This is a genomic window from Nakamurella flavida (assembly GCF_030811475.1).
GTDB lineage: Bacteria > Actinomycetota > Actinomycetes > Mycobacteriales > Nakamurellaceae > Nakamurella > Nakamurella flavida.
The window spans coordinates 1,671,803-1,697,222 of record NZ_JAUSQV010000001.1 but is presented as its reverse complement, the minus strand read 5'-3'; the positions used below and the strand labels follow the sequence as shown (position 1 = coordinate 1,697,222).

Annotated in this window: 20 protein-coding genes and 4 tRNA genes; 21 read left to right on the top strand and 3 right to left on the bottom strand. The window is 70.6% G+C overall.

All coding sequences use genetic code 11. The annotated features are described in order from the left end of the window. Positions 1–24 precede the first annotated feature (24 nt). The 5 genes from nuoL (at position 25) to J2S58_RS07600 (ending at position 7,598) form a co-directional block, all read left to right on the top strand. Positions 25–1,938 (top strand): NADH-quinone oxidoreductase subunit L, encoded by a 1,914-nt coding sequence (gene nuoL, locus J2S58_RS07620; protein WP_205256077.1) that lies wholly within the window; start codon positions 25–27, stop codon positions 1,936–1,938. Further along, positions 1,935–3,785, top strand: coding sequence for a complex I subunit 4 family protein (locus J2S58_RS07615; RefSeq protein ID WP_205255907.1), 1,851 nt, complete (start codon positions 1,935–1,937; stop codon positions 3,783–3,785). Before nuoL ends, J2S58_RS07615 begins: the two co-directional genes overlap by 4 nt. After that, positions 3,782–5,500 carry an NADH-quinone oxidoreductase subunit NuoN gene (gene nuoN / locus J2S58_RS07610; protein WP_205255908.1) on the top strand — a complete coding sequence of 573 codons (1,719 nt, stop codon included), beginning with the start codon at positions 3,782–3,784 and terminating at the stop codon, positions 5,498–5,500. Before J2S58_RS07615 ends, nuoN begins: the two co-directional genes overlap by 4 nt. A gap of 19 nt (positions 5,501–5,519) precedes the next feature. Continuing rightward, entirely contained in the window at positions 5,520–6,518 is a 999-nt protein-coding gene (locus J2S58_RS07605; protein WP_205256078.1) for a polyprenyl synthetase family protein, read from the top strand. A 99-nt stretch (positions 6,519–6,617) separates the two neighbouring features. Next, complete coding sequence (locus J2S58_RS07600) at positions 6,618–7,598, top strand: LLM class F420-dependent oxidoreductase (RefSeq protein ID WP_205255909.1); 981 nt, start codon at positions 6,618–6,620, stop codon at positions 7,596–7,598. Positions 7,599–7,670: 72 nt separating this feature from the next. On the opposite strand, the gene rarD is transcribed toward J2S58_RS07600, so the two are convergent. After that, complete coding sequence (gene rarD / locus J2S58_RS07595; protein ID WP_205255910.1) at positions 7,671–8,549, bottom strand: EamA family transporter RarD; 879 nt, start codon at positions 8,547–8,549, stop codon at positions 7,671–7,673. A 26-nt stretch (positions 8,550–8,575) separates the two neighbouring features. Further along, complete coding sequence (locus J2S58_RS07590) at positions 8,576–9,070, bottom strand: YajQ family cyclic di-GMP-binding protein (protein WP_205255911.1); 495 nt, start codon at positions 9,068–9,070, stop codon at positions 8,576–8,578. A gap of 216 nt (positions 9,071–9,286) precedes the next feature. Between J2S58_RS07590 and J2S58_RS07585 the strand changes: the two genes are divergently transcribed. From J2S58_RS07585 to J2S58_RS07555, 7 genes are all read left to right on the top strand, one after another. Next, positions 9,287–9,368, top strand: a tRNA-Tyr gene (locus J2S58_RS07585). A gap of 266 nt (positions 9,369–9,634) precedes the next feature. Beyond that, a complete protein-coding gene (locus tag J2S58_RS07580) occupies positions 9,635–12,169 on the top strand; it encodes a putative bifunctional diguanylate cyclase/phosphodiesterase (protein WP_205255912.1) in 2,535 nt (844 codons plus the stop codon). A gap of 204 nt (positions 12,170–12,373) precedes the next feature. Continuing rightward, positions 12,374–12,446, top strand: a tRNA-Thr gene (locus tag J2S58_RS07575). 79 nt (positions 12,447–12,525) lie between these two features. Further along, positions 12,526–12,598: transfer RNA gene (locus J2S58_RS07570), tRNA-Met, on the top strand. Positions 12,599–12,685: 87 nt separating this feature from the next. Beyond that, the gene (gene rpmG / locus J2S58_RS07565) at positions 12,686–12,850 is read left to right on the top strand and encodes a 50S ribosomal protein L33 (RefSeq protein ID WP_205255913.1); all 165 of its coding nucleotides are present in this window, start codon (positions 12,686–12,688) and stop codon (positions 12,848–12,850) included. Positions 12,851–12,894: 44 nt separating this feature from the next. After that, positions 12,895–13,335: an FAS1-like dehydratase domain-containing protein gene (locus J2S58_RS07560; RefSeq protein ID WP_205255914.1), complete on the top strand. Its 441-nt coding sequence runs from the start codon at positions 12,895–12,897 to the stop codon at positions 13,333–13,335. Further along, positions 13,332–13,769: a MaoC/PaaZ C-terminal domain-containing protein gene (locus J2S58_RS07555; protein ID WP_370881836.1), complete on the top strand. Its 438-nt coding sequence runs from the start codon at positions 13,332–13,334 to the stop codon at positions 13,767–13,769. The genes J2S58_RS07560 and J2S58_RS07555 overlap by 4 nt, the downstream gene beginning before the upstream one ends. 146 nt (positions 13,770–13,915) lie before the next feature. Here the strand turns inward: J2S58_RS07555 and J2S58_RS07550 are convergent, their stop codons facing one another. After that, positions 13,916–15,172 (bottom strand): pyridoxal phosphate-dependent aminotransferase, encoded by a 1,257-nt coding sequence (locus J2S58_RS07550; RefSeq protein ID WP_205255916.1) that lies wholly within the window; start codon positions 15,170–15,172, stop codon positions 13,916–13,918. 342 nt (positions 15,173–15,514) lie between these two features. Between J2S58_RS07550 and J2S58_RS07545 the strand changes: the two genes are divergently transcribed. The 9 genes from J2S58_RS07545 to rpoB all read left to right on the top strand — a co-directional run bounded on the left by J2S58_RS07545 (position 15,515) and on the right by rpoB (position 25,315). Further along, positions 15,515–15,587, top strand: a tRNA-Trp gene (locus J2S58_RS07545). A gap of 135 nt (positions 15,588–15,722) precedes the next feature. After that, entirely contained in the window at positions 15,723–16,181 is a 459-nt protein-coding gene (gene secE / locus J2S58_RS07540) for a preprotein translocase subunit SecE (protein ID WP_306827532.1), read from the top strand. Positions 16,182–16,342: 161 nt separating this feature from the next. Beyond that, positions 16,343–17,158, top strand: a complete 816-nt coding sequence (gene nusG / locus J2S58_RS07535; protein WP_370881861.1) for a transcription termination/antitermination protein NusG — start codon at positions 16,343–16,345, stop codon at positions 17,156–17,158. Positions 17,159–17,248: 90 nt separating this feature from the next. Then, a complete protein-coding gene (gene rplK / locus J2S58_RS07530) occupies positions 17,249–17,683 on the top strand; it encodes a 50S ribosomal protein L11 (protein ID WP_205255917.1) in 435 nt (144 codons plus the stop codon). A gap of 113 nt (positions 17,684–17,796) precedes the next feature. Further along, positions 17,797–18,516, top strand: coding sequence for a 50S ribosomal protein L1 (gene rplA / locus J2S58_RS07525; RefSeq protein WP_205255918.1), 720 nt, complete (start codon positions 17,797–17,799; stop codon positions 18,514–18,516). A gap of 278 nt (positions 18,517–18,794) precedes the next feature. Then, positions 18,795–19,685, top strand: a complete 891-nt coding sequence (locus J2S58_RS07520; RefSeq protein ID WP_205255919.1) for a hypothetical protein — start codon at positions 18,795–18,797, stop codon at positions 19,683–19,685. Positions 19,686–20,033: 348 nt separating this feature from the next. Beyond that, complete coding sequence (gene rplJ, locus J2S58_RS07515; RefSeq protein WP_205255920.1) at positions 20,034–20,633, top strand: 50S ribosomal protein L10; 600 nt, start codon at positions 20,034–20,036, stop codon at positions 20,631–20,633. 108 nt (positions 20,634–20,741) lie between these two features. Continuing rightward, positions 20,742–21,134 carry a 50S ribosomal protein L7/L12 gene (rplL, locus tag J2S58_RS07510; protein ID WP_205255921.1) on the top strand — a complete coding sequence of 131 codons (393 nt, stop codon included), beginning with the start codon at positions 20,742–20,744 and terminating at the stop codon, positions 21,132–21,134. A gap of 728 nt (positions 21,135–21,862) precedes the next feature. Further along, on the top strand, positions 21,863–25,315 hold the full coding sequence (gene rpoB, locus J2S58_RS07505; protein WP_240188475.1) for a DNA-directed RNA polymerase subunit beta: 3,453 nt from the start codon (positions 21,863–21,865) through the stop codon (positions 25,313–25,315). Positions 25,316–25,420: the final 105 nt, after the last annotated feature.

Below are 25,420 nucleotides of genomic sequence, written 5' to 3'. Positions count from 1 at the left end.
TTCGGGAAGGCTCCAGTGACTGCCATCTCCACATCGGCGTGGTTGTTGATCGGACTGCCGCTGGCCGGCGCCGTGCTGCTGCTCGTCGGCGGACGGGCCCTGGACCGGGTCGGGCACCTGATCGGGTGCGCCGCGGTCATCCTGGCCTTCGGGTACGGCGCGGCGCTGTTCCTCACCGGTCTGGGTCAGGCCGCCGACGACCGGACCTCGTCCAGCACGCTGTTCACCCTGCTCGACACCGGAGGCCTGCACATCGATGTGGGGCTGCTGATCGATCCGCTGTCCATGGTGTTCGTCCTGCTGATCACCGGCGTCGGATCGCTGATCCACATCTACTCCATCGCCTACATGGCGCACGATCCCGACCGTCGCAAGTTCTTCGCCTACCTCAACCTGTTCATCGCCGCGATGTTGCTGCTGGTCCTGGGCAACTCGTTCGTCACCCTCTACGCCGGGTGGGAGGGCGTCGGCCTGGCCTCGTACCTGCTCATCGGCTTCTGGTCCGATCGCCCCGCCGCGGCCACCGCGGCCAAGAAGGCGTTCCTGATGAACCGGGTCGGTGACGTGGGCCTGGCCCTGGCCATCTTCCTGATGTTCAAGGAGCTGGGCACCGTCTCCTACGACGGCGTCTTCAGCCGCATCGACGAGCTCGCCGCCACCTCCCCCGGCACGGTCACGGTCATCGCCCTGCTCCTCCTGCTGGGCGCGTGCGGCAAGTCCGGCCAGGTCCCGCTGCAGGCGTGGCTACCGGATGCGATGGAGGGCCCGACACCGGTCTCCGCCCTCATCCACGCGGCCACCATGGTCACCGCGGGGGTGTACCTGATCGCCCGGTGTGCACCGATCTACGACCTGACGGCCGACGGTCGGCTCGTGGTCACCATCGTCGGTGCGGTCACCCTGCTCGTCGGGTGCATCGCGGGGTGCGCGAAGGACGACATCAAGAAGGTGCTGGCCTACTCGACGGTCTCGCAGATCGGGTACATGGTGCTCGCCGTCGGACTCGGTGCCGGGGTCTACGCGCTGGGCATCCTGCACCTGCTCACCCACGGCTTCTTCAAGGCCGGTCTGTTCCTCGGCGCCGGCTCCGTCATGCACGCCATGGACGACGACGTGAACATGCGCAACTACGGCGGCCTGGCCCGCCGGCTGCCCATCACGTTCTGGACCATGGTCGCCGGATACCTGGCCCTGATCGGGTTCCCGTTGTTCTCCGGGTTCTTCTCCAAGGACCCGATCATCGAGGCCGCCTACGCCGCACCGGGTCTGCAGGGGGTGCTGCTCGGCACCGCAGCGCTCGTCGGTGCCGGACTGACCGCGTTCTACATGACCCGGCTGATGATCCTCACCTTCCTCGGCGAGCCGCGGTGGGAGCGGGACGGCAACGGCGAGCACGCCGTCCACCCGCACGAAGCACCGGCCCTGATGACCGTGCCGATGATCGTGCTGGCCGTCGGCAGCGTCGGCGCCGGTGCGTTCCTGGCCCTCGGAGACCGGCTCGCCGGCTGGTTGACCCCGTCGCTCGGCGAGTACGAGCACCCCGAGCCGCCGATCGCGCCCGTCGTGATCACCATCGCCACCCTGCTGCTGGTCGCGGCCGGTATCGCCCTGGCCTGGGTGCTGGTCGGTCGTCGGCCCGTCCCGCGGACCGCACCCACCCGGGTCAACCCGGTCATCGCATTCGCCCGGGCCGACGCCGGTGGCAACGCCCTGAACGAGGCACTGGTCGCCCGGCCCGGTATCTGGCTGACCGGCACGCTCACCGCCGCCGACACCCGTGGGGTCGACGGCGCGGTGATGGGCAGCGCCACCCTGCTCGGCGGACTCGCCGAGCGATGGCGGCGCTGGCAGAACGGCTTCGTGCGGTCCTACGCGCTGTCCATGCTGAGCGGGACCTTCGTGCTCGTCGGCGCCCTGCTGGTGGTGAGGTTCGCATGAGCGGTTTCCCGTACCTGCTGGTGCTGATGTTCTGGCCCGTCCTCGGCGCGATCGTCGTCGCAGTGATCGCCCGCGGTGGTGACCAGCGCGGTGGGAATCAGCGGACGGCCAAGCTCACCGCCGTCGCGTTCTCCCTGGTGGAGTTCGTGGTGGCGGTGGGGTCGTGGATCCACTTCGTGCAGTGGCAGAACCAGGGTTATTGGACCGCCTACGCCCCGATCACCGATGGACCCACCCCGCCCGTTCCCTCGTCCGCCCTGTTCGACCAGACCGTCTCCGTCGACTGGATCCCCTCGTTCGGGATCCGGTTCTCCCTCGGGGTGGACGGCATCTCGCTGGTGATGATCGCGCTCATCGCGCTGCTGGTGCCGATCGTGCTGGGCGCCTCGTGGGAGGAACGGCTGCCCGCCGGGCGCTCGCAGGGCGGCTACTTCGCGCTGGTCCTCGGGCTGCAGGGCGCCATGGTCGGCGTGTTCGCCGCGACGGACGTCTTTCTGTTCTACGTGATGTTCGAGGTCATGCTCATCCCGATGTACTTCCTCATCGGTCGGTTCGGCGGGCCGCGGCGCACCTTCGCGGCGATGAAGTTCTTCCTCTACTCCCTGCTGGGCGGGCTGCTCATGCTCGCCTCGCTCATCGGTCTGTACGTCGCGTCCGGCCGGGTGCTGGGGGAGGGCACGCTCGACTTCGCCACCCTGCGGTCCATCGCGAACGACATCCCCGAGTCCACCCAGCTGTGGATCTTCGCCGGGTTCGCCGTCGCGTTCGCCATCAAGGCTCCGCTGGTGCCGCTGCACACCTGGCTGCCCGACGCCGGTGCCGAGGCCCCGACGGGGGCCGGCACGCTGCTCGTCGGCGTGCTCGACAAGGTCGGCACCTTCGGTTTCCTGCGCATCTGCCTGCCCCTGCTGCCGGCGGCCAGCAGCCGGCTGGCCTGGCTGATCATCCTGCTGGCCGTGCTGGGCATCGTCTACGGCGCGATCGTCGCCGCCGGGCAGACGGACCTCAAGCGGTTCGTCACCTACACCTCGATCGCCCACTTCGGGTTCATCGCGATGGGCGTCTTCGCGTTCACCACCTCGTCGATCTCCGGTGCCGTGCTCTACATGGTCAACCACGGCATCGCCACCGGGCTGCTGTTCCTGCTCGTCGGGATGCTCACCGCCCGGGGCGGATCGCGGTCCATCGCGGACTACGGCGGGGTGTGGAAGGTGGCACCGGTGCTCGGCGGGTTGTTCCTCGTGGCCTCGCTGGCCACCATCGCCGTGCCCGGGACGAACTCGTTCATCTCGGAGTTCCTCGTGCTGCTGGGCACCTTCACCCGACACCCGGCCTGGGCCGTGGTCGCCACCGTCGGCATCGTTCTGGCGGCGGCCTACATGCTGTGGGTGTTCCAGAAGGTGATGACCGGACCGATCCGCGGGGCCGCCGTCCTGGGCGGCGAGCGCCTGGTGCACGGGCCGGCGCCGCACGGCCCCGCGCTCGACGCGACGCACCCGACCGGGTCCCCCCGGCACCCGGAACCGGCGGACGGCTCCGGACCGGGCGGGGGAGCCTCCGCGGCCCTCGGCGTCGTCACCGCGCCCGGCCGCGTCAGCACGCCGCACTCCGGGGCGGTCGGTCTCGCGGACCAGGCCATCCCGGAGCGGCACGGAGTGCGCGTGCGGTTCGGTGACCTCAAGGCCCGCGAGATCGCGGTGCTCTCCCCGCTGGTCGGGCTGATCATCCTGCTCGGCGTCTACCCGCAACCCGTCCTCGACGTCATCAACCCGACCGCGGAGCGCACCGTCAGCGACTCCGGGCACAGCGACCCGGCGCCGCCGCTGGGTGAGGAGGGATCGCGATGAGCCCCGCCGCACTCGCTCATCTGCAGGCCGCGCCGACCGACCCGATCACCGCGCCCGCCCTGGATCTCGTCCCGGTCATGCCGGTGATGATCGTGCTGGGCGCGGCCTGCCTGGGGGTTCTGGTCGAGGCGTTCGCGCCGCGGGCGGCGCGGTACCCGGTGCAACTGCTCCTCACCGTGGCCGCCCTGCTCGGGGCCGGGGCGTGGACCGTCTGGGCCGGGGCCGCCGAGAAGTACACGGTGACCTTCAGCGGTTCCGTCGCGGTGGACCGCGGCACCCTGGTGACGTGGGGCGTGCTCCTGGCCCTGGCGCTGCCCTCGGTGCTGCTCATCGCCGACCGGGTCAGCGAACCCGGGGGAGCATTCGCCGCGCAGGCCTCCGCCCCGGCCGGGTCGTCCCGCGACCGGCGGGCCATGCAGGTCGCCCGACCCATGCAGACCGAGGTGTTCCCCCTCGCGCTGTTCGCCGTCGGCGGCATGCTCGTGTTCCCGGCCGCGTCCGACGTGCTCACCCTGTTCGTCGGCCTCGAGGTGCTCTCCCTGCCGCTCTACCTGCTCTGCGGTCTGGCCCGCCGGCGCCGACTGATCTCGCAGGAGGCCGCGGTCAAGTACTTCCTGCTGGGCGCGTTCACCTCGGCGATCCTGCTGTACGGCCTGGGCCTGCTCTACGGCTACGCGGGCTCTCTGCGGTTCTCCGCCATCGCCGAGGCGCAGCGCGCCGGCGGCGGGAACGACGTCCTGCTGCTCGCGGGTCTGGGCCTGCTGACCGTCGGGCTGCTGTTCAAGGCCTCGGTCGGTCCGTTCCACCTGTGGACGCCGGACGTCTACCAGGGCGCGCCCACCCCGGTGACCGCGTTCATGGCCGCCTGCACGAAGGTCGCCGCCTTCGCGGCGATGGTCCGGGTGTTCCAGGTGGTGATGGCCCCGATGAGCTGGTCGTGGCAGCCGGTGCTGTGGGTGGTCGCGATCGCCTCGATGCTCATCGGGTCGATCATCGGCATCGCCCAGAGCGACATGAAGCGGGTGCTGGCGTACTCCTCGGTCGCCCACGCGGGCTTCATCCTCCTCGGGGTGATGTCGCTGTCCGAGCGGGGTGTCTCCGGGACGATGTACTACCTGCTGACCTACGGCTTCGCCACGATCGGCGCGTTCGCGATCATCACGCTGATCCGGCGGGGCGACGGCGAGGCCTCGCAGCTGTCCGACTGGGCGGGCCTGGCCCGCCGGGCCCCCGTGCTCGCCGGCGCGATGGCCCTCTTCCTGCTGTCCTTCGCCGGGATCCCGCTCACCAGCGGCTTCATCGGCAAGCTCAGCGTGTTCACCGCCGCGGTCGACGCGGGCATGACGCCGCTGGTGGTGGTGGCGATGGTGGCCACCGCGATCACCGCGTTCTTCTATCTCAAGGTGATCGTGGTCATGTACTTCACCGACCCGGCGGGCGACCCGGCCCCCGACCCGGTCGGTGACGACGGTCGGCAGGCGGTGGGCGAGGTCGGCCCGGACGGGTGGAGTGCCCCGTCCGCCGGCGGCCCCGGCCCGCTCCGGACGTCATCGCCGCAGGTCAGCACCCCCGTCCTGGCCGCGCCGTACATCGTGGTGCCCGGCCTGCTCACCGGCGTCGTCATCGGGGTGTCCGTCGCTGTGACCATCCTGCTGGGCGTGCTCCCGTCGGCCGTGCTCGACGTCCTGTCGGTGCCTTTACCTCTGCTGTCGTAATGTCGTGGGCGTGTCCGCGATGGGGAAGGCGCCGGTGATAATGTCCGGCATCGACCTGGCCGACCCCGCGCTCGGTCAGCGGGTCGCCCGGGGTCTTGCGGCTGTCGAGGAGCTCCTCGCGCGCGAGCTCGCCAGCGACTTCCCCTTCCTCACCGAGGCTGCCTCGCACCTGATGAACGCGGGCGGGAAGCGGTTCCGGCCGCTGTTCACCCTGGTCGCGGCCGGGATCGGACCCGACCCCGAGTCGCCCGACATCATCACCGCGTCGGCCGTGGTGGAGCTCATCCACCTGGCCACGCTCTACCACGACGACGTCATGGACGAGGCGGACGTTCGACGCGGGGCCGCCTCGGCCAACGCGCGCTGGACCAACTCCATCGCCATTCTCACCGGCGACTTCCTCTTCGCCCAGGCCTCCCGGCTGGTCGCCCCCCTGGGTCCGGACGCGGTGCGGATCATCGCGGAGACCTTCGCCGAACTGGTGACCGGGCAGACCCGGGAGACGGTCGGCCCGCCGCTGAACGCGGACCCGATCAGCCATCACCTGACCGTGCTGGACGAGAAGACCGCAGCCCTCATCGACACCTGCGCCCGGTACGCCGGCATGTTCTCCGGTGCCCGCCCGGAGGAGATCGAGGCGCTGCGCCGCTACGGTCGCGCCGTGGGCATCGCGTTCCAGATCTCCGACGACATCATCGACATCGCCTCCACCGATTCGGGCAAGACCCCGGGGACCGATCTCCGCGAGGGTGTCCCGACGCTGGCCGCGCTCTACACGTTGGCCGACCCGGACGCCGATCCCCGGCTCAAGGTCCTGGTCGCCGGCCCCATCGCGGACGACGCCGAGGTGCACGAGGCCGTCGAGCTGCTCCGCGGCTCGGCCGGGCTGGCCCGGGCCCGGCAGACCCTGGACAGCTTCGCCGACGACGCCCGCCGCGAGCTCGACCGGCTGCAGCCCTCGGCCTCCCGGGACGCGCTGGCCTCGCTGGCCGACTTCGTCGTCAGTCGGACCCGCTGACCCGTCGGATCGAGGCTCTCCGGTGCCGATCCGCGCCGCCCGCCCCGTCTGCTGACCCCGGGTCGTTTGACGGCCGCACAGCGCGGTACACCTGTGGGCATGACCAACTTCGGCTACACCCTGATGACCGAACAGAGCGGACCCAAGGAACTGGTCCGCTACGCCGTCGGCGCCGAGGCCGCGGGCTTCGACTTCGCCGTCTCCAGCGACCACTACTTCCCCTGGCTGGAATCCATGGGCCACGCCCCCTACGCGTGGACCGTGCTGGGTGCCGTCGCCCAGGCCACCTCCGCCATCGAGCTGATGACCTACGTGACCTGCCCGACCATGCGATACCACCCCGCGGTGGTGGCCCAGAAGGCCGCGACCCTCGGCGTGCTGTCCGACGGCCGCTTCACCCTGGGCCTGGGGTCCGGGGAGAACCTCAACGAGCACGTGGTGGGCGCCGGCTGGCCGGCCGTGGCCGTGCGGCAGGACATGCTGGAGGAGGCCGTGGAGATCATCCAGGAGCTGTTCAGCGGCGACCGGGTCACCTACGACGGCGAGTACTTCCGCGTCGACCAGGCCAAGCTGTGGGATCTCCCGGAGATGCCGGTGCCGATCGGGCTGGCGGTGTCCGGGCCGCAGTCGATCCACCGCTTCGCGCCCATCGGCGACCACCTCATCGCCGTCCAGCCCGACGGCGACGCCGTCGCCCTGTGGGACGAACTGCACCCGGGGACCTCGTCCCGCAAGATCGGTCAGATCCCGATCAGCTGGGGCCCCGACAAGGGGGCCGCGATCGACCGCGCCCACGAGACGTTCCGCTGGTTCGGTGGCGGCTGGGGCGTGAACGCCGATCTGCCCACCCCGGCGGGTTTCGAGGCGGCCAGTCAGTTCGTCCGCAAGGACGACGTCGAGCAGGCGATCCCGTGCGGGCCGGACCTGGACGCCGTCGTGAAGGCCGTCTCGGAGTACTGGGAGGCCGGATTCACCGACATCGCGGTGGTGCAGATCGGCGACGAGACCCAGGACGAGTTCCTGGCCACCGCCGCCGGGCCGCTCCTGGACGCCCTGCGCGAGGCCGCGCCGCAGGTCTGACCACCGTCCCGGGTGGGGACCGGCACCGTCGCGGCACGCCGCACCGACGGGCCGGTCACCACCCGGCGGGGATCAGCTCGTGGGCGCGGGGGTGGGGGCGGCTGCTTGCCGTCGTATCCGACGCAGCCCGTCCACGCTGAGCACGGTCAGCGCCAGCCAGATCATCCCGAACCCCACCCACCGGGACGGCGACATGGCCTCGTGCGCCCAGAACACCCCGAGCAGGAACTGCGCCACCGGGGTCAGGTACTGCAGCAGGCCGAGGGTGGACAGCGGGAGCGCCCGGGCCGCGGTGGCGAAGGCGAGCAGCGGCACGCAGGTCAGCAGGCCCGCCCCCGCGAGGAGCACGACGTGCCCGGTGCCGTTCCCGGTGAGCGTGGACGCCCCGGTGACCTGCAGGACGACCAGGAAGCCCAGGGCCGGCACCAACAGCACCAGCCCCTCCGCGGTCAGCGACGCGGCCGGGGGCAGCGGGACCACCTTCTTCACCAGCCCGTACAGGCCGAAGCTGGCCGCGAGGACCAGGGCCACCCAGGGCACCGACCCGCCGGCCACGCCGATCACCAGGACGGCGGCGGCTCCCAGGCCGACCGCGACCCACTGCGCAGGGCGCAGGCGCTCCCGGAAGACCGCCACCCCCAGCAGCACGCTGACCAGGGGGTTCACGAAGTAGCCCAGCGCGGCGTCCACCACCCGGCCGTTGTTGACCGCCCAGATGTACACGCCCCAGTTGACGGCGATCAGCACTGCGGCGGCCGCGACGAGCACCCAGACCCGGGCGGGTACCCGCAGCGCGGGCCAGCCGCGGGTCACCGTCATGACCACGGCCATGACCGCGAGCGACCAGATCATCCGGTGGGCCAGGATCTCCAGGGCCCCGGCCGGGTGCAGCAGCGGCCAGTAGAGCGGGAACAGCCCCCAGATCAGGTAGGCCGCGACGCCGAAGGCCATCCCACGGCGCAGGCCCGGGCCGGTGATCAGCGGTAGTTCGTGAACTGCAGCGCGATGTCCAGGTCCTCGGCGTTCTTCAGCAGCGCCATCACGGCCTGCAGATCGTCCCGCTTCTTGCCCGACACCCGCAGCTGGTCGCCCTGGATCTGGGCCTGGACACCCTTCGGGCCCTCGTCCCGGATCTTCTTCGCGATGGCCTTCGCCTTGTCCGAGGCGATGCCCTGGACGAGCGTGCCGGTGACCTTGAAGGTCTTCCCGGACGGCTCCGGGTCACCGATGTCCAGGGCGCGCAGGGAGATGCCGCGCTTGATCAGCTTGTCCTTGAACACGTCGATCGCCGCCTTGCAGCGTTCCTCGGTGCCGGCGGTGATCGTCACGGACTCCTCACCGGCCCAGACGATGGAGGCGTCGGTCCCGCGGAAGTCGAAACGCTGGGTCAACTCCTTGGCCGCCTGGTTGAGGGCGTTGTCCGCCTCCTGCCGTTCGACCTTGCTCACGATGTCGAACGATGAGTCAGCCATGTCCGGTCCTTCCTGTTCGATGGCCGGGCGCCCGCAGGTGAGGGTGCCCGGGGGCGCGTGCCCGGTGCCGGGTCCGACCTCCCATCCTCGCGCACGGCGCGGGTGGCGTGGGCCCGCCGGGCGCGATTGGGAAACGGGCCGGGTGGCCTTGTACGCTTGCCCAGCGCATCCACGGGATGGTCGCCGGGATCCGTCCCGGGCCGCCCGGCGCGCGTTGGCAGGTTGCCCGAGCGGCCAAAGGGAGCTGACTGTAAATCAGCCGGCACAGCCTACGGGGGTTCGAATCCCTCACCTGCCACCGCCGTTCCACCCGCACCGCCCTCCGATCGAGTTCCACCCGGGGGGCGGTGCGGCGTATCTCCCCCCGCACGTCCGGTCCTCGAGTCCGACCAGGGCACGGGCGGTCGCCGGGTCGGTCGTCACGCCGGCGGAAGCTGTGGTCTGCAGGGTCACCGAGGGCTACGCTCCGTGCATGCCACGGAACGCTCGGGTGTACCGCTCCCCTCATGCCCAGGGGCAGGCGCGCGTTGCGGTCGCGCATCGGCGCCGCCGGCAGGACGGCTCGTGACCGTCGACGTCGCGGAGAAGCGGCGCCCGGCCCACTCGTCCCGGGCGGTCTTCCCGATCGTGGCCGCGGCGATGCTGGTCGTCTCCGTCGGTCTGTGGTGGGCGGTCTCCCAGGACGGCGCCGGTCTGGACACCCGATCCGCGCTCGTCGCCGGCAGCATCCTGTGCCTGGCCTTCCTGGCGGGGGAGATCTTCCCGCTCCGGGTGGAGATCCGCCGCGAGACCCTGCTGATCAGCGTGTCCGAACTGCCCCTGGTCATCGGCCTGCTGCTCATGCCCGTGTGGCTGGTCGGCGTGGCCCACCTGGTGGCCGGCGCCATCGTCTACCTGTGTCGGCGGGACAGCTGGCAGAACATCTCCCTCAACCTGTCGCTGATCCTGCTGGAGACCGCGGTGGCCGGGCTGATCGCCCAGCTGATCACCGGCGGACCGCTGCCCGAACAGGGGCCGAGCCCGCTGGCCTACCTCGGGGTGGCGGTCGGGGTGCTGGTCGCCGCGCTGGCCTCCGCCGTGTCGGTGGGTCTGACCTACCGGCTGCTCGGCCCGGCCGAGCCCCTCGTCCGGGTGGTCGTCCGCTCGATGATCCCGGCGACGGCGATCGTCGTGTTCGCCCTCGTCGCCTACAACGTCTGGCGCTCGCCCGGCGGGCCGATCCTGTGCGCCGCCCTGGCCGTCGTCCTGGTCATCGTCTACAAGACCTACTTCGACTTCCTCCGCCAGCACGCCGACCTGGCCAAGATGTACAGCTTCGGGCGCCGGGTCATCGGGGTGTCCAGCTCGGACGACGACTGGCGGGATCTGCTCGAGCACGTCCGTGACCAGCTCAACGCCAGCGTCGCCGCCCTGCACCTGGACCACGGTTCGGACCTGTCGGCCACCCTGGTCGTCGGTCCGGACGGGGCGATGAGCGAACCGCCGGTGGCCGCGGGTGACCCGCTGCTGAGCCGTGCGGTGCAGCACGGCAGTGCGAAGGTCTCCACCGATCGCACCAGCGACCCGGCCGAGGTCGCCGCCCTCACCGCGCGGCAGGCCTGGGACGTCATGGTCGTCCCGCTGCGTTCCGGCGACCGGGACCGGGGCTTCCTCGAGGTCCGCGACCGGCGCAGCCGGTGGGGTCGGTTCAGCGACAACGACCTCACCCTGCTGGAGACCCTCGCCGGTCACGTGGCCACCAGCCTGGACAACCTGCGGCTGCTGGACTCCCTGCGCAACGCGGCCTACCACGACGTCATCACCGGGTTGCGCAACCGGCTGGGCTTCATGGTCGCGGTGAACGAGGGCCGTGAGCACGGGGCGGGATCGGTGATGCTCGTCGAGCTGGACGTCCTGTCCCAGGTCAACAACGCCCTGGGGCACGACCGGGGGGAGCACCTGCTGCGGATGGCCGGCAGCCGTCTGGTCGAGGCGGCCGGCGCGAACCGCCCGGTGGCCAGGATCGAGGCCGATCGCTTCGCCGTCCTGCTGGACGACGCGTCCGAGGAGCAGGTGGTCGCCCAGGCCCAGCGCCTGCGCGCCGTCGTGGGCGGCGCCTACTCGCTCAACGGCATCGAGGTCGACCCGAACGCCAGTGCCGGGGTGGCCCATCTCAGCTGTGACGAGGCCGCCACCGACGCCAGCGTGCTGCTGCAGCGGGCCGAGATGGCCATGCTGGCCGCGCAGTCCAACGACGAGACCCTGCAGGTCTACCGACCGAGCATGGGCGAGGTGTACCGACGCCGGTTCCAACTGGTCACCCAGTTCCGGCAGGCCGTCGAGCAGGGGCTGATCGTCGTGCACTACCAGCCCAAGCTGCGGCTCGGTGACCGAGAGGTGGTCGGGGCGGAGGCGCTGGTCCGCTGGATGCACCCGGAGTTCGGCCTGGTGTCCCCGGCGGAGTTCGTGGAGGCCATCGAGGCCACCGGATCGATCGACATCCTGCTGGAGCACGTCCTGGACATCGTGCTGCGACAGATGTCCGAGTGGCGCAGCACCGGGATGCAGATCGGCGTGGCGGTGAACCTCTCGGTCCGCAACCTGCTGGCCGAGGACTTCCTGGGCATGGTGCGCCGATCGCTGGACCGGTACGACGTCGACCCCACGCTGCTGACCTTCGAGATCACCGAGTCCAGTGTCATGACCCACCCGGAGCACTCCCTGCCGATCCTGCGGGAACTGGCCACCCTGGGCGTCCGGTTGTCGGTCGACGACTTCGGGACGGGCTATTCGTCGCTGGCCTACCTGCGCCGTCTGCCCATCGACGAGATCAAGATCGACCGCTCCTTCGTCCAGGGCATGAACACCGATCTCGGGGATCTGGCCATCGTCCGGGCCATCGTGGACCTGGGTCATTCCCTCGGGCTGCTGGTGGTCGCGGAGGGCGTCGAGGAGGAGGCCGCCCGCGATGTGCTGCGGACCATGGAGTGCGACCAGATCCAGGGGTTCCTGCTCTCGCGGCCGCTGTCCCTGGACCGATTCGAGGCATGGCTGGAGTCCCGCACGGTGCGTGTCCCCGGCCCGGAGCCCCGGACCCACGTGCTGCGCCTGATGCGCTGAGAGCGGCCCGGCACGATGTCGGCCGGGCCCTGCGGGTGGGGTAGAGTCGTCGAGGCCGCGCAGCACGGGGGGTCGGGGAGGATGGCTCCCATCTCCCCGCCGGATGTGGCCGAGAAGATCGATCCGCCTCTCCCGGGCGGTTTGGATCGGTGCCGCAGGGCCCGTAGGATCGGTCCCGCAGCAGGCAGTGCCGAGTTGTGACAGGCCCCTTTAGCTCAGTCGGCAGAGCGTCTCCATGGTAAGGAGAAGGTCTACGGTTCGATTCCGTAAAGGGGCTCGGAAAGTGGCCACGAGCCGTCGCCGGGAGATCGGTGCAGGCTCGGGGCCTCTTGCCATGGGGTCCTCCGGGAGCCCGCGGCGGTGTAGCTCAGCTGGTAGAGCAAGCGGCTCATAATCGCTGTGTCGCCGGTTCAAGTCCGGCCACCGCTACCGCACGTCCTTCCGTACGACGGGTTCGACACGTTCCTCCTCGAACCTTCCCGCGCTCCATCACGCAACGAGAAAGAGGCAGCTGCCGTGGCCGCCACCGATGTTCGCCCGAAGATCACCCTCGCCTGCGAGGAGTGCAAGCACCGCAACTACATCACCCGCAAGAACCGGCGCAACGACCCGGATCGGCTGGAGATCAAGAAGTTCTGCCCGAACTGCAAGATCCACCGCAAGCACCGCGAGACCCGCTAGTCGCCGGTCGGGCCCCGTCCGCCACCGCAGCGCAGCCGCCGACGATGCCGCTCAACACCGCCTACCTGGGCCGCGCCTTCCCTCCGGGGGAGACGTACCAGGTCGGGCGTGAGGCGATCCGCCGTTTCGCCGACGCCATCGGCGACCCGCATCCGCTGTTCCGGGATCCTCACGCCGCGCGCGAGGCCGGGCACGCCGATGTCGTCGCGCCGCCGACCTTCGCGATCGCCGTCCTCGCCCGGGCACAGGACGCCGTGCTGTCCGACCCGGAGCTGGGCCTGGATTTCTCCCGCGTGGTCCACCGTGATCAGCGCTTCGTCCACCACCGCCCGATCGTGGCCGGCGACGAGCTGTCGTGCACGGTGCACGTCGAGGCCATGGCCGTGCTCGCCGGGAACGACGTCCTGACCCTGCGCGTGGAGATCTCCGATCCGCAGGGTGGCGTGTGCACCGCAACCACCACTCTCGTCGCCCGGGGGGCATGATGACCGCCCCTGCCCCGTCCTCCGCGACGCCTGCGGTCGGCGATGCCCTGCCCGGTCTCACGGTGTCGATCACCCGTGCCCAGCTGGTCCGGTACGCCGGCGCATCCGGTGACTTCAACCCCATCCACTGGAACTCCCGGACGGCCGTCGCCGTCGGGCTGCCCGACGTCATCGCGCACGGGATGCTGACCATGGCCCAGGCCGGGCGGATCGTCACCGACTGGGTGGGCGACCCGACCCGGGTGGTGTCCTTCGAGGTCCGCTTCACCCGCCCGGTGGTGGTCCCCGACGACGACACCGGGGCTCGGCTGGATCTCACCGCCGTCGTCGGCGCCGTCGACACGGGCGCCGGCACCGCCCGGATCGACATCACCGCGAAGTTCGACGGTCAGACCGTCCTGGGCAAGGCCCGCGCCGTCGTCCGCCTGAGCTGACCCGTCGCCCGCCCCCGTCCCGCACCGGCGGGGCGGCCGGTCGACCGTCTCTCCTGCCTCCATGCCTCGACGCCCGCAAGCGGTACGAACGACCGCGGGCCCGGTGGATGTCGCCATCCACCGGGCCCGTGCACCTCGCGTGCCGGTCAGTCCTGTGCGGTTCCCAGGAACTGCGCCATGCGGCCCACCCCGGTGGCCAGGTCGTCGTCGCCCAGGGCGTAGGACAGCCGGAAGTACCCCGGGGTACCGAACGCCTCACCGGGCACCACCGCGACCTCAGCGTGCTCGAGCACCAGGGCGGCCAGCTCGGCCGACGAGGTCGGACGGACCCCACCGAAGTCCTTGCCGATGAGGCCGGCCATGCTCGGGTAGACGTAGAACGCCCCCTGCGGCTCGGGGCAGGTGACCCCGGGGATGTCCCGGAGCATCGCGACCATGGTCCGCCGCCGACGGTCGAACGCCTCCCGCATGCCGGCCACCGCGTCGAGCGATCCGCTGACCGCCTCCAGGGCGGCGCGCTGGGCGACGTTGCAGACGTTGGACGTCAGGTGCGACTGCAGGTTGGCGGCAGCGGTGATGACGTCCTTCGGGCCGATCATCCAGCCCACCCGCCAGCCGGTCATGGCGTAGGTCTTCGCCACCCCGTTCAGCACGACGCAGGTGTCCGCCAGCTCCGGGACGACCACGGGCATGGAGACGTGCCGGGCCTCGCCGTACGTGAGGTGTTCGTAGATCTCGTCGGTGACGACCCACACGCCGTGCTCGACGGCCCAGCGGCCGATGGCCTCGACCTGCTCGGGGGGGTACACGGCGCCGGTCGGGTTGGACGGCGAGCAGAACAGCAGCACCTTGGTGCGCGGGGTGCGGGCGGCCTCGAGCTGGGCCACGTCCACCAGGTACCCGCTGGTCTCGTCGGTCGGCACGACCACGCTGACCCCACCGGCCAGGGCGATCGCCTCGGGGTAGGTCGTCCAGTACGGGGCGGGCAGCAGGACCTCGTCGCCCGGGTCGAGCAGGGTGGCGAAGGCCTGGTAGACGGCCTGCTTGCCGCCGTTGGTGATGAGCACCTGGGACGGCTCGACGTCGTAGCCGGAGTCGCGGGCGGTCTTGGCCGCGACCGCGGCCCGCAGATCGGGCAACCCGGCCGCCGGGGTGTACCGGTGGTTGGCCGGGTCACCGGCCGCGGCCACCGCGGCGGCCACGATGGGGGCGGGCGTGGGGAAGTCGGGCTCCCCGGCCCCGAAGCCGATGACCGGGCGACCGGCTGCCTTGAGGGCCTTGGCCTTCGCGTCCACGGCCAGCGTCGCCGACTCGGCGATCCCGCCGATGCGGGCCGAGACCCGGCGCGGCGCGGACGGGGACGGGGACGGGGTGGTGCTCTCCGGGCTGCTCGAGCTGCTCATGCCCGACATCGTGGCATGCCTCCCCGTCCTGCGGGGCGGCGACCGCGCACCCTCCGGATCGGATCGGGTCGGGGCGTGGGCGACCCGATCGGGAGAACCGGAGGGGGCCGGGGTCGACGGGCGGACGGCAGGCCGGCGGTCCGCTGCCGGTCCGCGACGGTGGTCCGGGGGTCGGGGAGTGCCCTACACTGATGCGCTGGGGTGTGCCGCAGCTTGCCCGGATCCGAGGTCCGGACGGTCGCGGCGTCACCCCGCCCTGTTGTTCCTGGTCACGGGTTCCTCCCAGGGGGAGGAGAGTCGCGGTCGGGTGCCACGGGTCGGACGATCCTCCGGGATCGACCAAGGGGCGTAGCTCAACTGGCAGAGCAGCGGTCTCCAAAACCGCAGGTTGCAGGTTCAAGTCCTGTCGCCCCTGCACGACGGTCGCTCGGCGGCCGGCACACCAGAGCGGTACCCGGTGGCCCCCGCGGGCTGCCGGACAGCACGGAGCGAGCCGGTACGCGGACCAGCACCGGTGGCCGAGGATCGACGAGCAAGGGACGACGAAGGCGTGAGCAAGGATCACGACGACGTGGACGGCACGGGCTCCTCGCCCCTGACCCCCTCGCCCGAGGACGCCGAACGCACGGTCGAGGCCGCCGAACCCGACGGTGACACCGGCACCACCGGCGACCGGGAGACCGCTGCCGTGGGCGCCGGGGTGGCTGCGGGTTCGGCCCGGGCCGCTGCCCGGCGTTCGGCGGGCTCCGCTCCGGCGGAGGCCGACGAGGGCAAGGGTGCCCCCACCCAGCGGCGGGGGAGCGAGGCTCCGGCGCGGGGGAACATCTTCGCCCGGTTGGCGCGTTTCCTCCGGGAGGTGGTGGCCGAGCTCCGCAAGGTCATCTGGCCCAATCGGAACCAGATGGTCACCTACACCATCGTGGTCATCGTCTTCGTGGTGTTCATGGTGACGTTGGTGGCGCTGCTCGACCTGCTGTTCGCCAAGGGAGTCCTCGGCGTCTTCGGCTGACCGGAGCGGGCCGACCGCGCCCGTCGCGGACGGCTCCGGAGGCTGCCCCGGTAGGCAGTGAGAGTCACGACCACCGTCCGGTGGCCGTGCGGAAGAAGGAAGTGAGCACAACTGTGTCGACCCATGTCGATTCCCCGGGCGGACAGCCCGATGAGGACCAGGTGACGCTGGACGGCTCCGCCGACCCCGCCACCGCCGACGCGGCCGCGCTGGTGAGCACCGATTCCGACGATTCCAGCGACCACCCGGACACCTCCGTGCAGGCCGACGACCTCGCCATCCACGCGGCGGCCGAGGCCGGCATCGACGTCAGCACCGACGGTGCCGACGAGGACGCGGTCAGCGGCGATGCCGCGGCGACCGACGAGGGCGAGATCGACCCGGCCGCCGAGCTGCGGGCCGCGCTGAAGCGAGCCGACGGCGACTGGTACGTCGTGCACAGCTATGCCGGGTACGAGAACAAGGTCAAGACCAACCTCGAGACCCGCATCCGGTCCCTCCAGATGGAGGAGCACATCTTCCAGATCGAGGTCCCGACCGAAGAGGTCACCGAGATCAAGAACGGGCAGCGCAAGCAGGTCCAGCGCAAGGTGTACCCGGGCTACATCCTCGTCCGGATGGAGCTCACCGACGGATCGTGGAGCGCGGTGCGCAACACCCCCGGGGTCACCGGGTTCGTCGGCGCCACCGCCCAGCGACCGTCGGCGCTGTCCGTCGACGAGGTCGTGAAGATCCTGACCCCGGCCGCGCCGAAGAAGGCCGCGACCGCCACCAGCTCCGGAGCGGCCGCTCCGGTCCGGACCGAGGTGGACTACTCGGTCGGCGAATCGGTCACCGTCATGGACGGCCCGTTCGCCACGTTGCCGGCGACGATCAACGAGGTCAACGCCGACGCCCAGAAGCTCAAGGTCCTGGTGTCCATCTTCGGACGCGAGACGCCTGTCGAGCTGTCGTTCAGCCAGGTCTCCAAGATCTAACAAGATCTGGACGAGTCCCGGCGGGGAACACACGGTCCGACCGTCCGGTCGGTACCACCGGCACACCCAGTACTGCCACGAGGAAGAGACATGCCCCCGAAGAAGAAGAAGCTGTCAGCTGTCATCAAGCTGCAGATCAAGGCCGGCCTGGCCAACCCGGCACCGCCGGTCGGCCCGGCACTCGGCCAGCACGGCGTCAACATCATGGAGTTCTGCAAGGCCTACAACGCGGCCACCGAGTCCCAGCGCGGTGACGTGGTCCCGGTCGAGATCTCCGTGTACGAGGACCGTTCGTTCGAGTTCAAGCTGAAGACCCCGCCCGCCGCGCGCCTGCTGCTCAAGGCCGCCGGTGTGGAGAAGGGCTCCGGCACGCCGCACACCACCAAGGTCGCCTCGGTCACCGCGGCGCAGATCCGCGAGATCGCCGCCACCAAGCAGGCCGACCTCAACGCCAACGACGTCGAGGCCGCCGAGAAGATCATCGCCGGCACCGCCCGCTCCATGGGCATCACCGTCAGCGGCTGATCCGATCCACCCTGCTCCACCTGCACGAGCGACCCGGCCGGGTCGTCACCGCGTGGGAGGGCCGAGCGCGGCCCGTCGACCACGAACTCCACACCCCACATCCAGGAGATGACATGAAGCGCAGCAAGGCCTACCGCCAGGCCGCGGAACTGATCGACCGCGACAACCTCTACAGCCCCCTCGAGGCTGCCGAGCTGGCCCGCAAGACGTCGGCGACCAAGATGGACGCCACCGTCGAGGTCGCCATGGTCCTCGGGGTCGACCCCCGCAAGGCCGACCAGATGGTCCGTGGCACCGTCAACCTGCCGCACGGCACCGGCAAGACCGCCCGCGTCATCGTGTTCGCCGTCGGTGACAAGGCCGCCGAGGCCGAGGCCGCCGGCGCCGACGTCGTCGGTGCGGACGACCTGATCGCCCGCATCCAGGGCGGCTGGCTCGACTTCGACGCCGCGATCGCCACCCCCGACCAGATGGCCAAGGTCGGCCGGATCGCCCGGGTACTGGGCCCGCGTGGTCTGATGCCGAACCCGAAGACCGGCACGGTCACCGCCGACGTCGCCAAGGCCGTCGCGGACATCAAGGGCGGCAAGGTGAACTTCCGGGTCGACAAGGCCTCGAACCTGCACCTGGTCATCGGCAAGGTGTCGTTCCCGACCGAGAAGCTGGTGGAGAACTACGCCGCCGCCCTCGACGAGGTGCTCCGCATCAAGCCGTCCGCGGCCAAGGGCAAGTACATCAAGAAGATCGCGTTCGCGACGACGATGGGCCCGGGCATCCTGGTCGACCCGTCCCGCACCCGCAACCTGCTCGAGAACGAGGACGCCACCGCCTGACGGTGAGCTCCTGCTCCACGAAGCCCCGACCGTTCCGGTCGGGGCTTCGTGCTGTCCGGGGGCGGTCACACGGCGCGGCGGCGTGGGTCCAGATCGCGTCCGGGGAGTCAGGGCGTCCGCCGACGATCCCGTGGGAGGTGCGGTCGGGCCGGCCGATCCGGCCCGGCCGCCCCGAACGGGTCCGAGGAATCGTCCGTCCGGGGAGCCCGCGCGGCCATCGGTCCCCGGATACTGGACGTCCCTCGCATCCGTCCGGGTGCGGCCAGGATCGGAGCCCGGTGATCCCAGCAGGTACCGCCCCCCACCCGGTCGACGACCGTCGTGGTCGGCCGCTGCATCTCCGGCGGCTCTGGCCGGCCCTGGTGCCGCTGGTGCTGGTGCTCACCTCCTGCACCTCGGTGGTCGCCGGTAGCCCGCAGGCGGCACCGGGAGTCGTGATCGAGCGGCCGCTGTCCACCCGGGACCTGACCGAGCTCGCCGACGGGGTGGTCTCTGCCCAGGCCGCGCTGTCGTCGATGACCCGGACCGTGGTGCACCGGGATCCGGTGTCGACCGACGAGTACCGGGTGGAAGAGACCCGGGTGGGGGACCGGGTGGACCGGGTCGTCACCTTCACCCCGCCGTCGGTCGAACTCTGGTCCATCGAGGAGATCCGCTGCGTCGACCGGCGGGCCTACGCGAGCCCGCCGCCCGAGGGTCTGGAGGTCACCACCCCCTGGGTGGAGGTGCCGATCGACCCGGAGGTGGACGAGGCCGATCAGGACGACGGAGCCCTCGCCGGGGCGTTCATCGCTTACTACTGCGATTACGGCTACCCGGAGGACCTCGCCTACGACCTGTCGTTCATCGGCGGGGCGCAGGAGGTGCTCGATCTGGGCGCGGACACCGTGGACGGGGCCGCGGTCCAGCGGTACCGGGTCGAGATCGCCGAGCGGGACGCCTCCACCATGCTCGTCGGGATGGCATGGCTCGACGACACCACCCTGTTCGATGACGTCGAGGGCTCCATCTCGGTGGACATCGCGGTGGACGAGCAGGACCGCGTGCGCACGCTGGACTCCACCGTGATCGCCGACGGGGTCGAGTACGGCGATACCCTCGTCTTCAGCGCCTTCGACGAGGCCGTGAGCGTCACGGCTCCCGATCCGGCCGAGGTGGCCACTCCCTGAGCCGCTTCACCCGATGGCGGTCACGGCCCCGGTTGGTGGTCCCGCCCCGGGTGGCGTACTGTCAGTCCTGATCCACCCAAGACCGTCGGCTTCCGCATGCCCCGAGAACATCCGGGTCACCGTGGATGAAGGTCCCGGAGCAGTCACCCGGGCGGCCCACGCAGGAGGACGAGGTTCGAGCAGGCGCCGTCACCGGTGCTTCCTTCCGCCCCGTGCGCCCTGCGCCGGGGCGTTCGTCGTCTCTGCTCCTCGATCCGGCGTCCTGGCGTGGGTGGGGCGGCATCGCCGCCCCCGCGACACGACGCAGACAGCCGGTCCCTCGGGGCCGGCCCGGAAAGGAGGCGACACATGGCCAAAGCCGACAAGGTCGCCACGGTGGCTGAGATCACCGAGAAGTTCCGCTCTTCCAGCGCCGCGGTCATCACCGAGTACCGCGGGCTGACCATGTCCCAGCTGACCGAGCTGCGCCGCGCCATGGGTGCCGACACCACCTACGCGGTGGCGAAGAACACCCTGGTCAAGCGGGCGGCCGCCGATGCCGGCGTCGCCGGCCTCGACGACCTGTTCACCGGTCCGACCGCGGTCGCGTTCATCTCCGGCGAGCCCGTCGACGCTGCGAAGGCGCTGCGCGACTTCGCCCGGACGCACCCGCTGCTGGTCATCAAGGGTGGGTACCTCGAGGGCAAGGCCCTCGACCCGTCCGAGGTCACCAAGCTGGCCGATCTGGAGTCCCGCGAGGTCCTCCTGGCCAAGATGGCCGGCGCCATGCTGGGCACCCTCACCAAGGCCGCCGTCATGTTCAACCAGCTGCCCTCCCAGGTGGCCCGGTTGGCTGCGGCCCTGCAGGAGCAGCGCGCGAGCGACGCTCCGGCCGCCGAGGCTCCGGCCGACGCTGCCGACAGTCCCGCCGAGGCCGCCGAGGCCCCGGTCGAGACCGCCGCGGTCTGAGCGCACCGCGCTCCTGCCGTACCCGCACCACCCCGAACCACACGTCACATCCCCACCCACGACCACCTGCGCGCGAGCCAGGCGGTCGGCATCTGAAAGGACGCCACCATGGCGAAGCTGTCCACCGATGAGCTGCTCGAGGCCTTCAAGGAGCTCACCCTCATCGAGCTGTCCGAGTTCGTGAAGTCCTTCGAGGAGACCTTCGGCGTCACCGCCGCGGCCCCCGTCGCCGTGGCCGGCCCCGCCGGCCCGGGTGGCGGCGCCCCCGCCGAGGCCGTCGAGGAGCAGGACGAGTTCGACGTCATCCTCGAGTCCGCCGGTGAGAAGAAGGTCCAGGTCATCAAGGCCGTCCGCGAGATCGTCTCCGGCCTGGGTCTGAAGGAAGCCAAGGATCTCGTCGACGCCGCCCCCAAGGCCATCCTGGAGAAGGCCCCCAAGGAGGCCGCCGAGGCTGCCAAGGCCAAGCTCGAAGAGGCCGGCGCCAAGGCCACCGTCAAGTGACGGTGCGCTGACCGCGTTCCAGTACCACCGCACCACCACGCCGCCCGGTTCACCCCGGGCGCCGCTCGAACGGGGCGGGTCCGCATCAGCGGGCCCGCCCCGTTCGGCGTTCCGGCGGCGGGTCGTCCGCAGTCGTGCGGTGTGCGCCCCGGGGTACGAGGGTTCGGGGCGTTGTCGCAAGAGGGCCGGGGCGGCACGGGAGGGGTTCGGACCGGCGGGGGAGCGGCCCGGCCGTTGGCTCGACGGGCCGGGTCGTCCCGGGGCCACCCACCCGGGCGTCCCCCTGCCCGTTCGTGCGAACCCGGCCGGCAAATGCGGCGTCGTGCTTGACGCAGGGCACCCGCGCGGGCCACGCTATGCACTCGACGTCGGTCATATTGCGGGCCGCGTCCTTCTGTACGACATCGGCCGAGCCGACCCGGGTGTCCACCGTCCCCGAGGTCTCCGTCGAATCGTCGGCCGGAGGGTACGTCTGGAAAAGGCTGCCCTTCTCTGCTAGGCTTCGTCATTGCGCTGCCCTCTTTGTGCTGCCCGTCTGTCCTGAGCCGCTCCTCACCGGAGTTCCGGCCCCCGGACCTGCGGGTATGCCCTCCGGGGCGGTTCCGTCACCCGAGTCAGCACCGCCCCGCTCGTCCGCCCAGGCCGGACGGGTGCGGTGGTGGCCCGGGGGGGCGGGCGCAACCAGATGCACGCCCAGTAGTCAGTGCCAGTCCTCGAAAGGACGAATCTTGGCAGTCACGGCCACGCCCAAGAACACCTCCTCAGGCGCCTCGCGGGTGTCGTTCGCCAAACTCCGCGAACCGCTCGAGGTGCCCAACCTCCTCGCCCTGCAGACGGACTCCTTCGACTGGTTGGTCGGCGGCCCCGTCTGGCGCAGCCGGCAGACCGAGCCCACGCCCAGTGGTCTGGACGAGATCCTCGACGAGATCTCCCCGATCGAGGACTTCTCCGGCGATCTCTCCCTGTCGTTCTCCGACCCGCGTTTCGACGAGGTCAAGGCGACCGAGGAGGAGTGCCGCGACAAGGACATGACCTACTCGGCACCGCTCTTCGTCACCGCCGAGTTCGAGAACCGCGAGACCGGTGAGATCAAGTCCCAGACCGTCTTCATGGGCGACTTCCCCATGATGACGAGCAAGGGCACCTTCATCATCAACGGCACCGAACGTGTCGTGGTCTCCCAGCTCGTCCGGTCGCCCGGTGTGTACTTCGACCGCAACCTGGACAAGACCGCGGGCAAGGACGTCTTCTCCGTCAAGGTCATCCCTTCGCGGGGTGCCTGGCTCGAGTTCGACATCGACAAGCGCGACACCATCGGTGTGCGCATCGACCGCAAGCGGCGCCAGCCGGTCACCGTCCTGCTGAAGGCCCTGGGCTGGGACACCGAGCGCATCCGTGAGCACTTCTCCTGGTCGCCGGTCCTGCTGGCCACCCTGGAGAAGGACCACATCGCCGGCACGGACGAGGCGCTGCTGGACATCTACCGCAAGCTGCGTCCCGGCGAGCCGCCGACCCGCGAGAGCGCGCAGGCCCTGCTGGAGAACCTGTTCTTCAAGGACAAGCGCTACGACCTGGCCAAGGTCGGCCGGTACAAGGTCAACAAGAAGCTCGGCCAGGACACCGCCACCAGTGTCGGCACCCTGACCGAGAACGATCTGCTGGCCACCGTGGAGTACCTGCTGCGTCTGCACGAGGGGCAGACGGAGTGGAACCCCAGCGGTACCCGCGAGATGCCCGTCGAGACCGACGACATCGACCACTTCGGCAACCGTCGCCTGCGCACGGTCGGCGAGCTCATCCAGAACCAGATCCGCGTGGGTCTGTCCCGGATGGAGCGCGTCGTCCGCGAGCGGATGACCACGCAGGACGTCGAGGCCATCACGCCGCAGACCCTGATCAACATCCGGCCCGTCGTCGCCTCCATCAAGGAGTTCTTCGGCACCAGCCAGCTGTCGCAGTTCATGGATCAGACCAACCCGCTCGCGGGTCTGACCCACAAGCGTCGCCTGTCGGCGCTCGGGCCCGGCGGTCTGTCCCGTGATCGCGCCTCGCTCGAGGTCCGCGACGTGCACCCGTCCCACTACGGCCGGATGTGCCCGATCGAGACCCCCGAGGGCCCGAACATCGGCCTCATCGGCTCGCTGTCGACCTTCGCGCGGGTGAACCCGTTCGGCTTCATCGAGACCCCGTACCGCAAGGTCACCGACGGTCGGGTCACCGACCAGATCGACTACCTGACCGCGGACGAGGAGGACCGCTTCATCATCGCCCAGGCCAACGCCAAGCTGGACGGTGAGGGATCGTTCTCCGAGGCCCGGGTGCTGGTGCGCCGCAAGGGCTCCGGCGAGGTCGACCAGGTCGATCCGTCCGAGGTCGAGTACATGGACGTGTCCCCGCGGCAGACGGTCTCCGTCGCCACCGCGATGATCCCGTTCCTGGAGCACGACGAGGCCAACCGTGCGCTGATGGGCGCCAACATGCAGCGTCAGTCCGTCCCGCTGCTGCGCAGCGAGGCGCCGCTGGTCGGCACCGGCATGGAGGCCCGCGCGGCCAAGGACGCCGGCGACGTCGTCATCGCGGAGAAGTCGGGTGTCGTCGAGGAGGCGACCGCGGACTTCATCTCGGTGATGGCCGACGACGGCAGCCACCGCACGTACCGGCTGAACAAGTTCCGTCGCTCCAACCAGGGCACGAGCTTCAACCAGAAGCCGATCGTGGACGAGGGCGCCCGCGTGGAGGCCGGCGACGTCATCGCCGACGGCCCGTGCACCGACGGCGGTGAGATGGCCCTGGGCAAGAACCTGCTCGTGGCCTTCATGCCGTGGGAGGGGCACAACTACGAGGACGCGATCATCCTGTCGCAGCGCATCGTCCAGGACGACGTGCTGACCTCGATCCACATCGAGGAGCACGAGATCGACGCCCGGGACACCAAGCTCGGGCCCGAGGAGATCACCCGGGACATCCCGAACGTCTCCGAGGACGTGCTGGCCGATCTCGACGAGCGCGGCATCATCCGCATCGGCGCCGAGGTCCAGGACGGCGACATCCTGGTCGGCAAGGTGACGCCCAAGGGCGAGACCGAGCTGACCCCGGAGGAGCGCCTGCTCCGCGCGATCTTCGGCGAGAAGGCCCGCGAGGTCCGCGACACCTCCCTCAAGGTGCCCCACGGCGAGACCGGCAAGGTCATCGGCATCCGCGTCTTCAACCGCGAGGACGAGGGCGCCGAGCTGCCCCCGGGCGTCAACGAGCTGGTCCGCGTCTACGTGGCCCAGAAGCGGAAGATCCAGGACGGCGACAAGCTCGCCGGCCGGCACGGCAACAAGGGCGTCATCGGCAAGATCCTGCCGGTCGAGGACATGCCCTTCCTGCCCGACGGCACCCCGGTCGACATCGTGCTCAACCCGCACGGTGTGCCGCGACGGATGAACATCGGACAGATCCTGGAGACACACCTCGGGTGGGTCGCCGCACAGGGCTGGAACGTGGAGGGGCTGCCCGAGTGGGCCGCCAACCTGGATGAGGCGTCGCGGTCCGCCGCGCCGTTCACCAAGACCGCCTCGCCGGTGTTCTCCGGTGCCTCGGAGGACGAGATCATCGGCCTGCTGGGCTCCACCACCCCCACCCGGGACGGCGATCGCCTCGTCTCCCAGGAGGGCAAGGCCACCCTGTTCGACGGCCGTACCGGGGAGCCGTTCCCGTACCCGGTCGCCGTGGGCTACATGTACATCATCAAGCTGCTCCACCTGGTCGACGACAAGATCCACGCTCGTTCGACCGGGCCGTACTCGATGATCACGCAGCAGCCCCTGGGTGGTAAGGCGCAGTTCGGTGGACAGCGATTCGGCGAGATGGAGTGCTGGGCCATGCAGGCCTACGGCGCCGCCTACACGCTGCAGGAGCTGTTGACGATCAAGTCCGACGACATCGTGGGCCGCGTCAAGGTCTACGAGGCCATCGTCAAGGGCGAGAACATCCCGGAGCCGGGCATCCCCGAATCGTTCAAGGTGCTCCTCAAGGAGCTCCAGGCGCTGTGCCTGAACGTCGAGGTGCTCTCCAGCGACGGCATGACCATCGAGATGCGCGACACCGACGACGACGACCTCGAGCGGGCTGCGGCCAACCTCGGGATCAACCTGTCGCGCAACGAGTCGGCCTCGGTCGACGACCTGGTCAACTGACCGCCCCGTGATCCCCGCGATCTGAACGGAGACCCGGTCGGGTCGGTCCACCCCTGAGACGGGTGGGCCGGCCCGCCGGGACGCCACCTCCACCCCGGTCGGCCG

What these genes read in the sequence shown, in the direction of transcription:
- rplA (WP_205255918.1), top strand. Translation starts at nt 17,797, where the DNA reads ATGAAGCGCAGCAAGGCCTACCGCCAGGCCGCGGAACTGATCGACCGC.
- J2S58_RS07550 (WP_205255916.1), bottom strand. Translation starts at nt 15,172, where the DNA reads ATGAGCAGCTCGAGCAGCCCGGAGAGCACCACCCCGTCCCCGTCCCCG.
- J2S58_RS07560 (WP_205255914.1), top strand. Translation starts at nt 12,895, where the DNA reads ATGCCGCTCAACACCGCCTACCTGGGCCGCGCCTTCCCTCCGGGGGAG.
- nuoN (WP_205255908.1), top strand. Translation starts at nt 3,782, where the DNA reads ATGAGCCCCGCCGCACTCGCTCATCTGCAGGCCGCGCCGACCGACCCG.
- J2S58_RS07605 (WP_205256078.1), top strand. Translation starts at nt 5,520, where the DNA reads ATGGGGAAGGCGCCGGTGATAATGTCCGGCATCGACCTGGCCGACCCC.
- rarD (WP_205255910.1), bottom strand. Translation starts at nt 8,549, where the DNA reads ATGGCCTTCGGCGTCGCGGCCTACCTGATCTGGGGGCTGTTCCCGCTC.
- J2S58_RS07555 (WP_370881836.1), top strand. Translation starts at nt 13,332, where the DNA reads ATGATGACCGCCCCTGCCCCGTCCTCCGCGACGCCTGCGGTCGGCGAT.
- rplL (WP_205255921.1), top strand. Translation starts at nt 20,742, where the DNA reads ATGGCGAAGCTGTCCACCGATGAGCTGCTCGAGGCCTTCAAGGAGCTC.
- rplK (WP_205255917.1), top strand. Translation starts at nt 17,249, where the DNA reads ATGCCCCCGAAGAAGAAGAAGCTGTCAGCTGTCATCAAGCTGCAGATC.
- J2S58_RS07590 (WP_205255911.1), bottom strand. Translation starts at nt 9,070, where the DNA reads ATGGCTGACTCATCGTTCGACATCGTGAGCAAGGTCGAACGGCAGGAG.
- J2S58_RS07615 (WP_205255907.1), top strand. Translation starts at nt 1,935, where the DNA reads ATGAGCGGTTTCCCGTACCTGCTGGTGCTGATGTTCTGGCCCGTCCTC.
- rplJ (WP_205255920.1), top strand. Translation starts at nt 20,034, where the DNA reads ATGGCCAAAGCCGACAAGGTCGCCACGGTGGCTGAGATCACCGAGAAG.
- J2S58_RS07600 (WP_205255909.1), top strand. Translation starts at nt 6,618, where the DNA reads ATGACCAACTTCGGCTACACCCTGATGACCGAACAGAGCGGACCCAAG.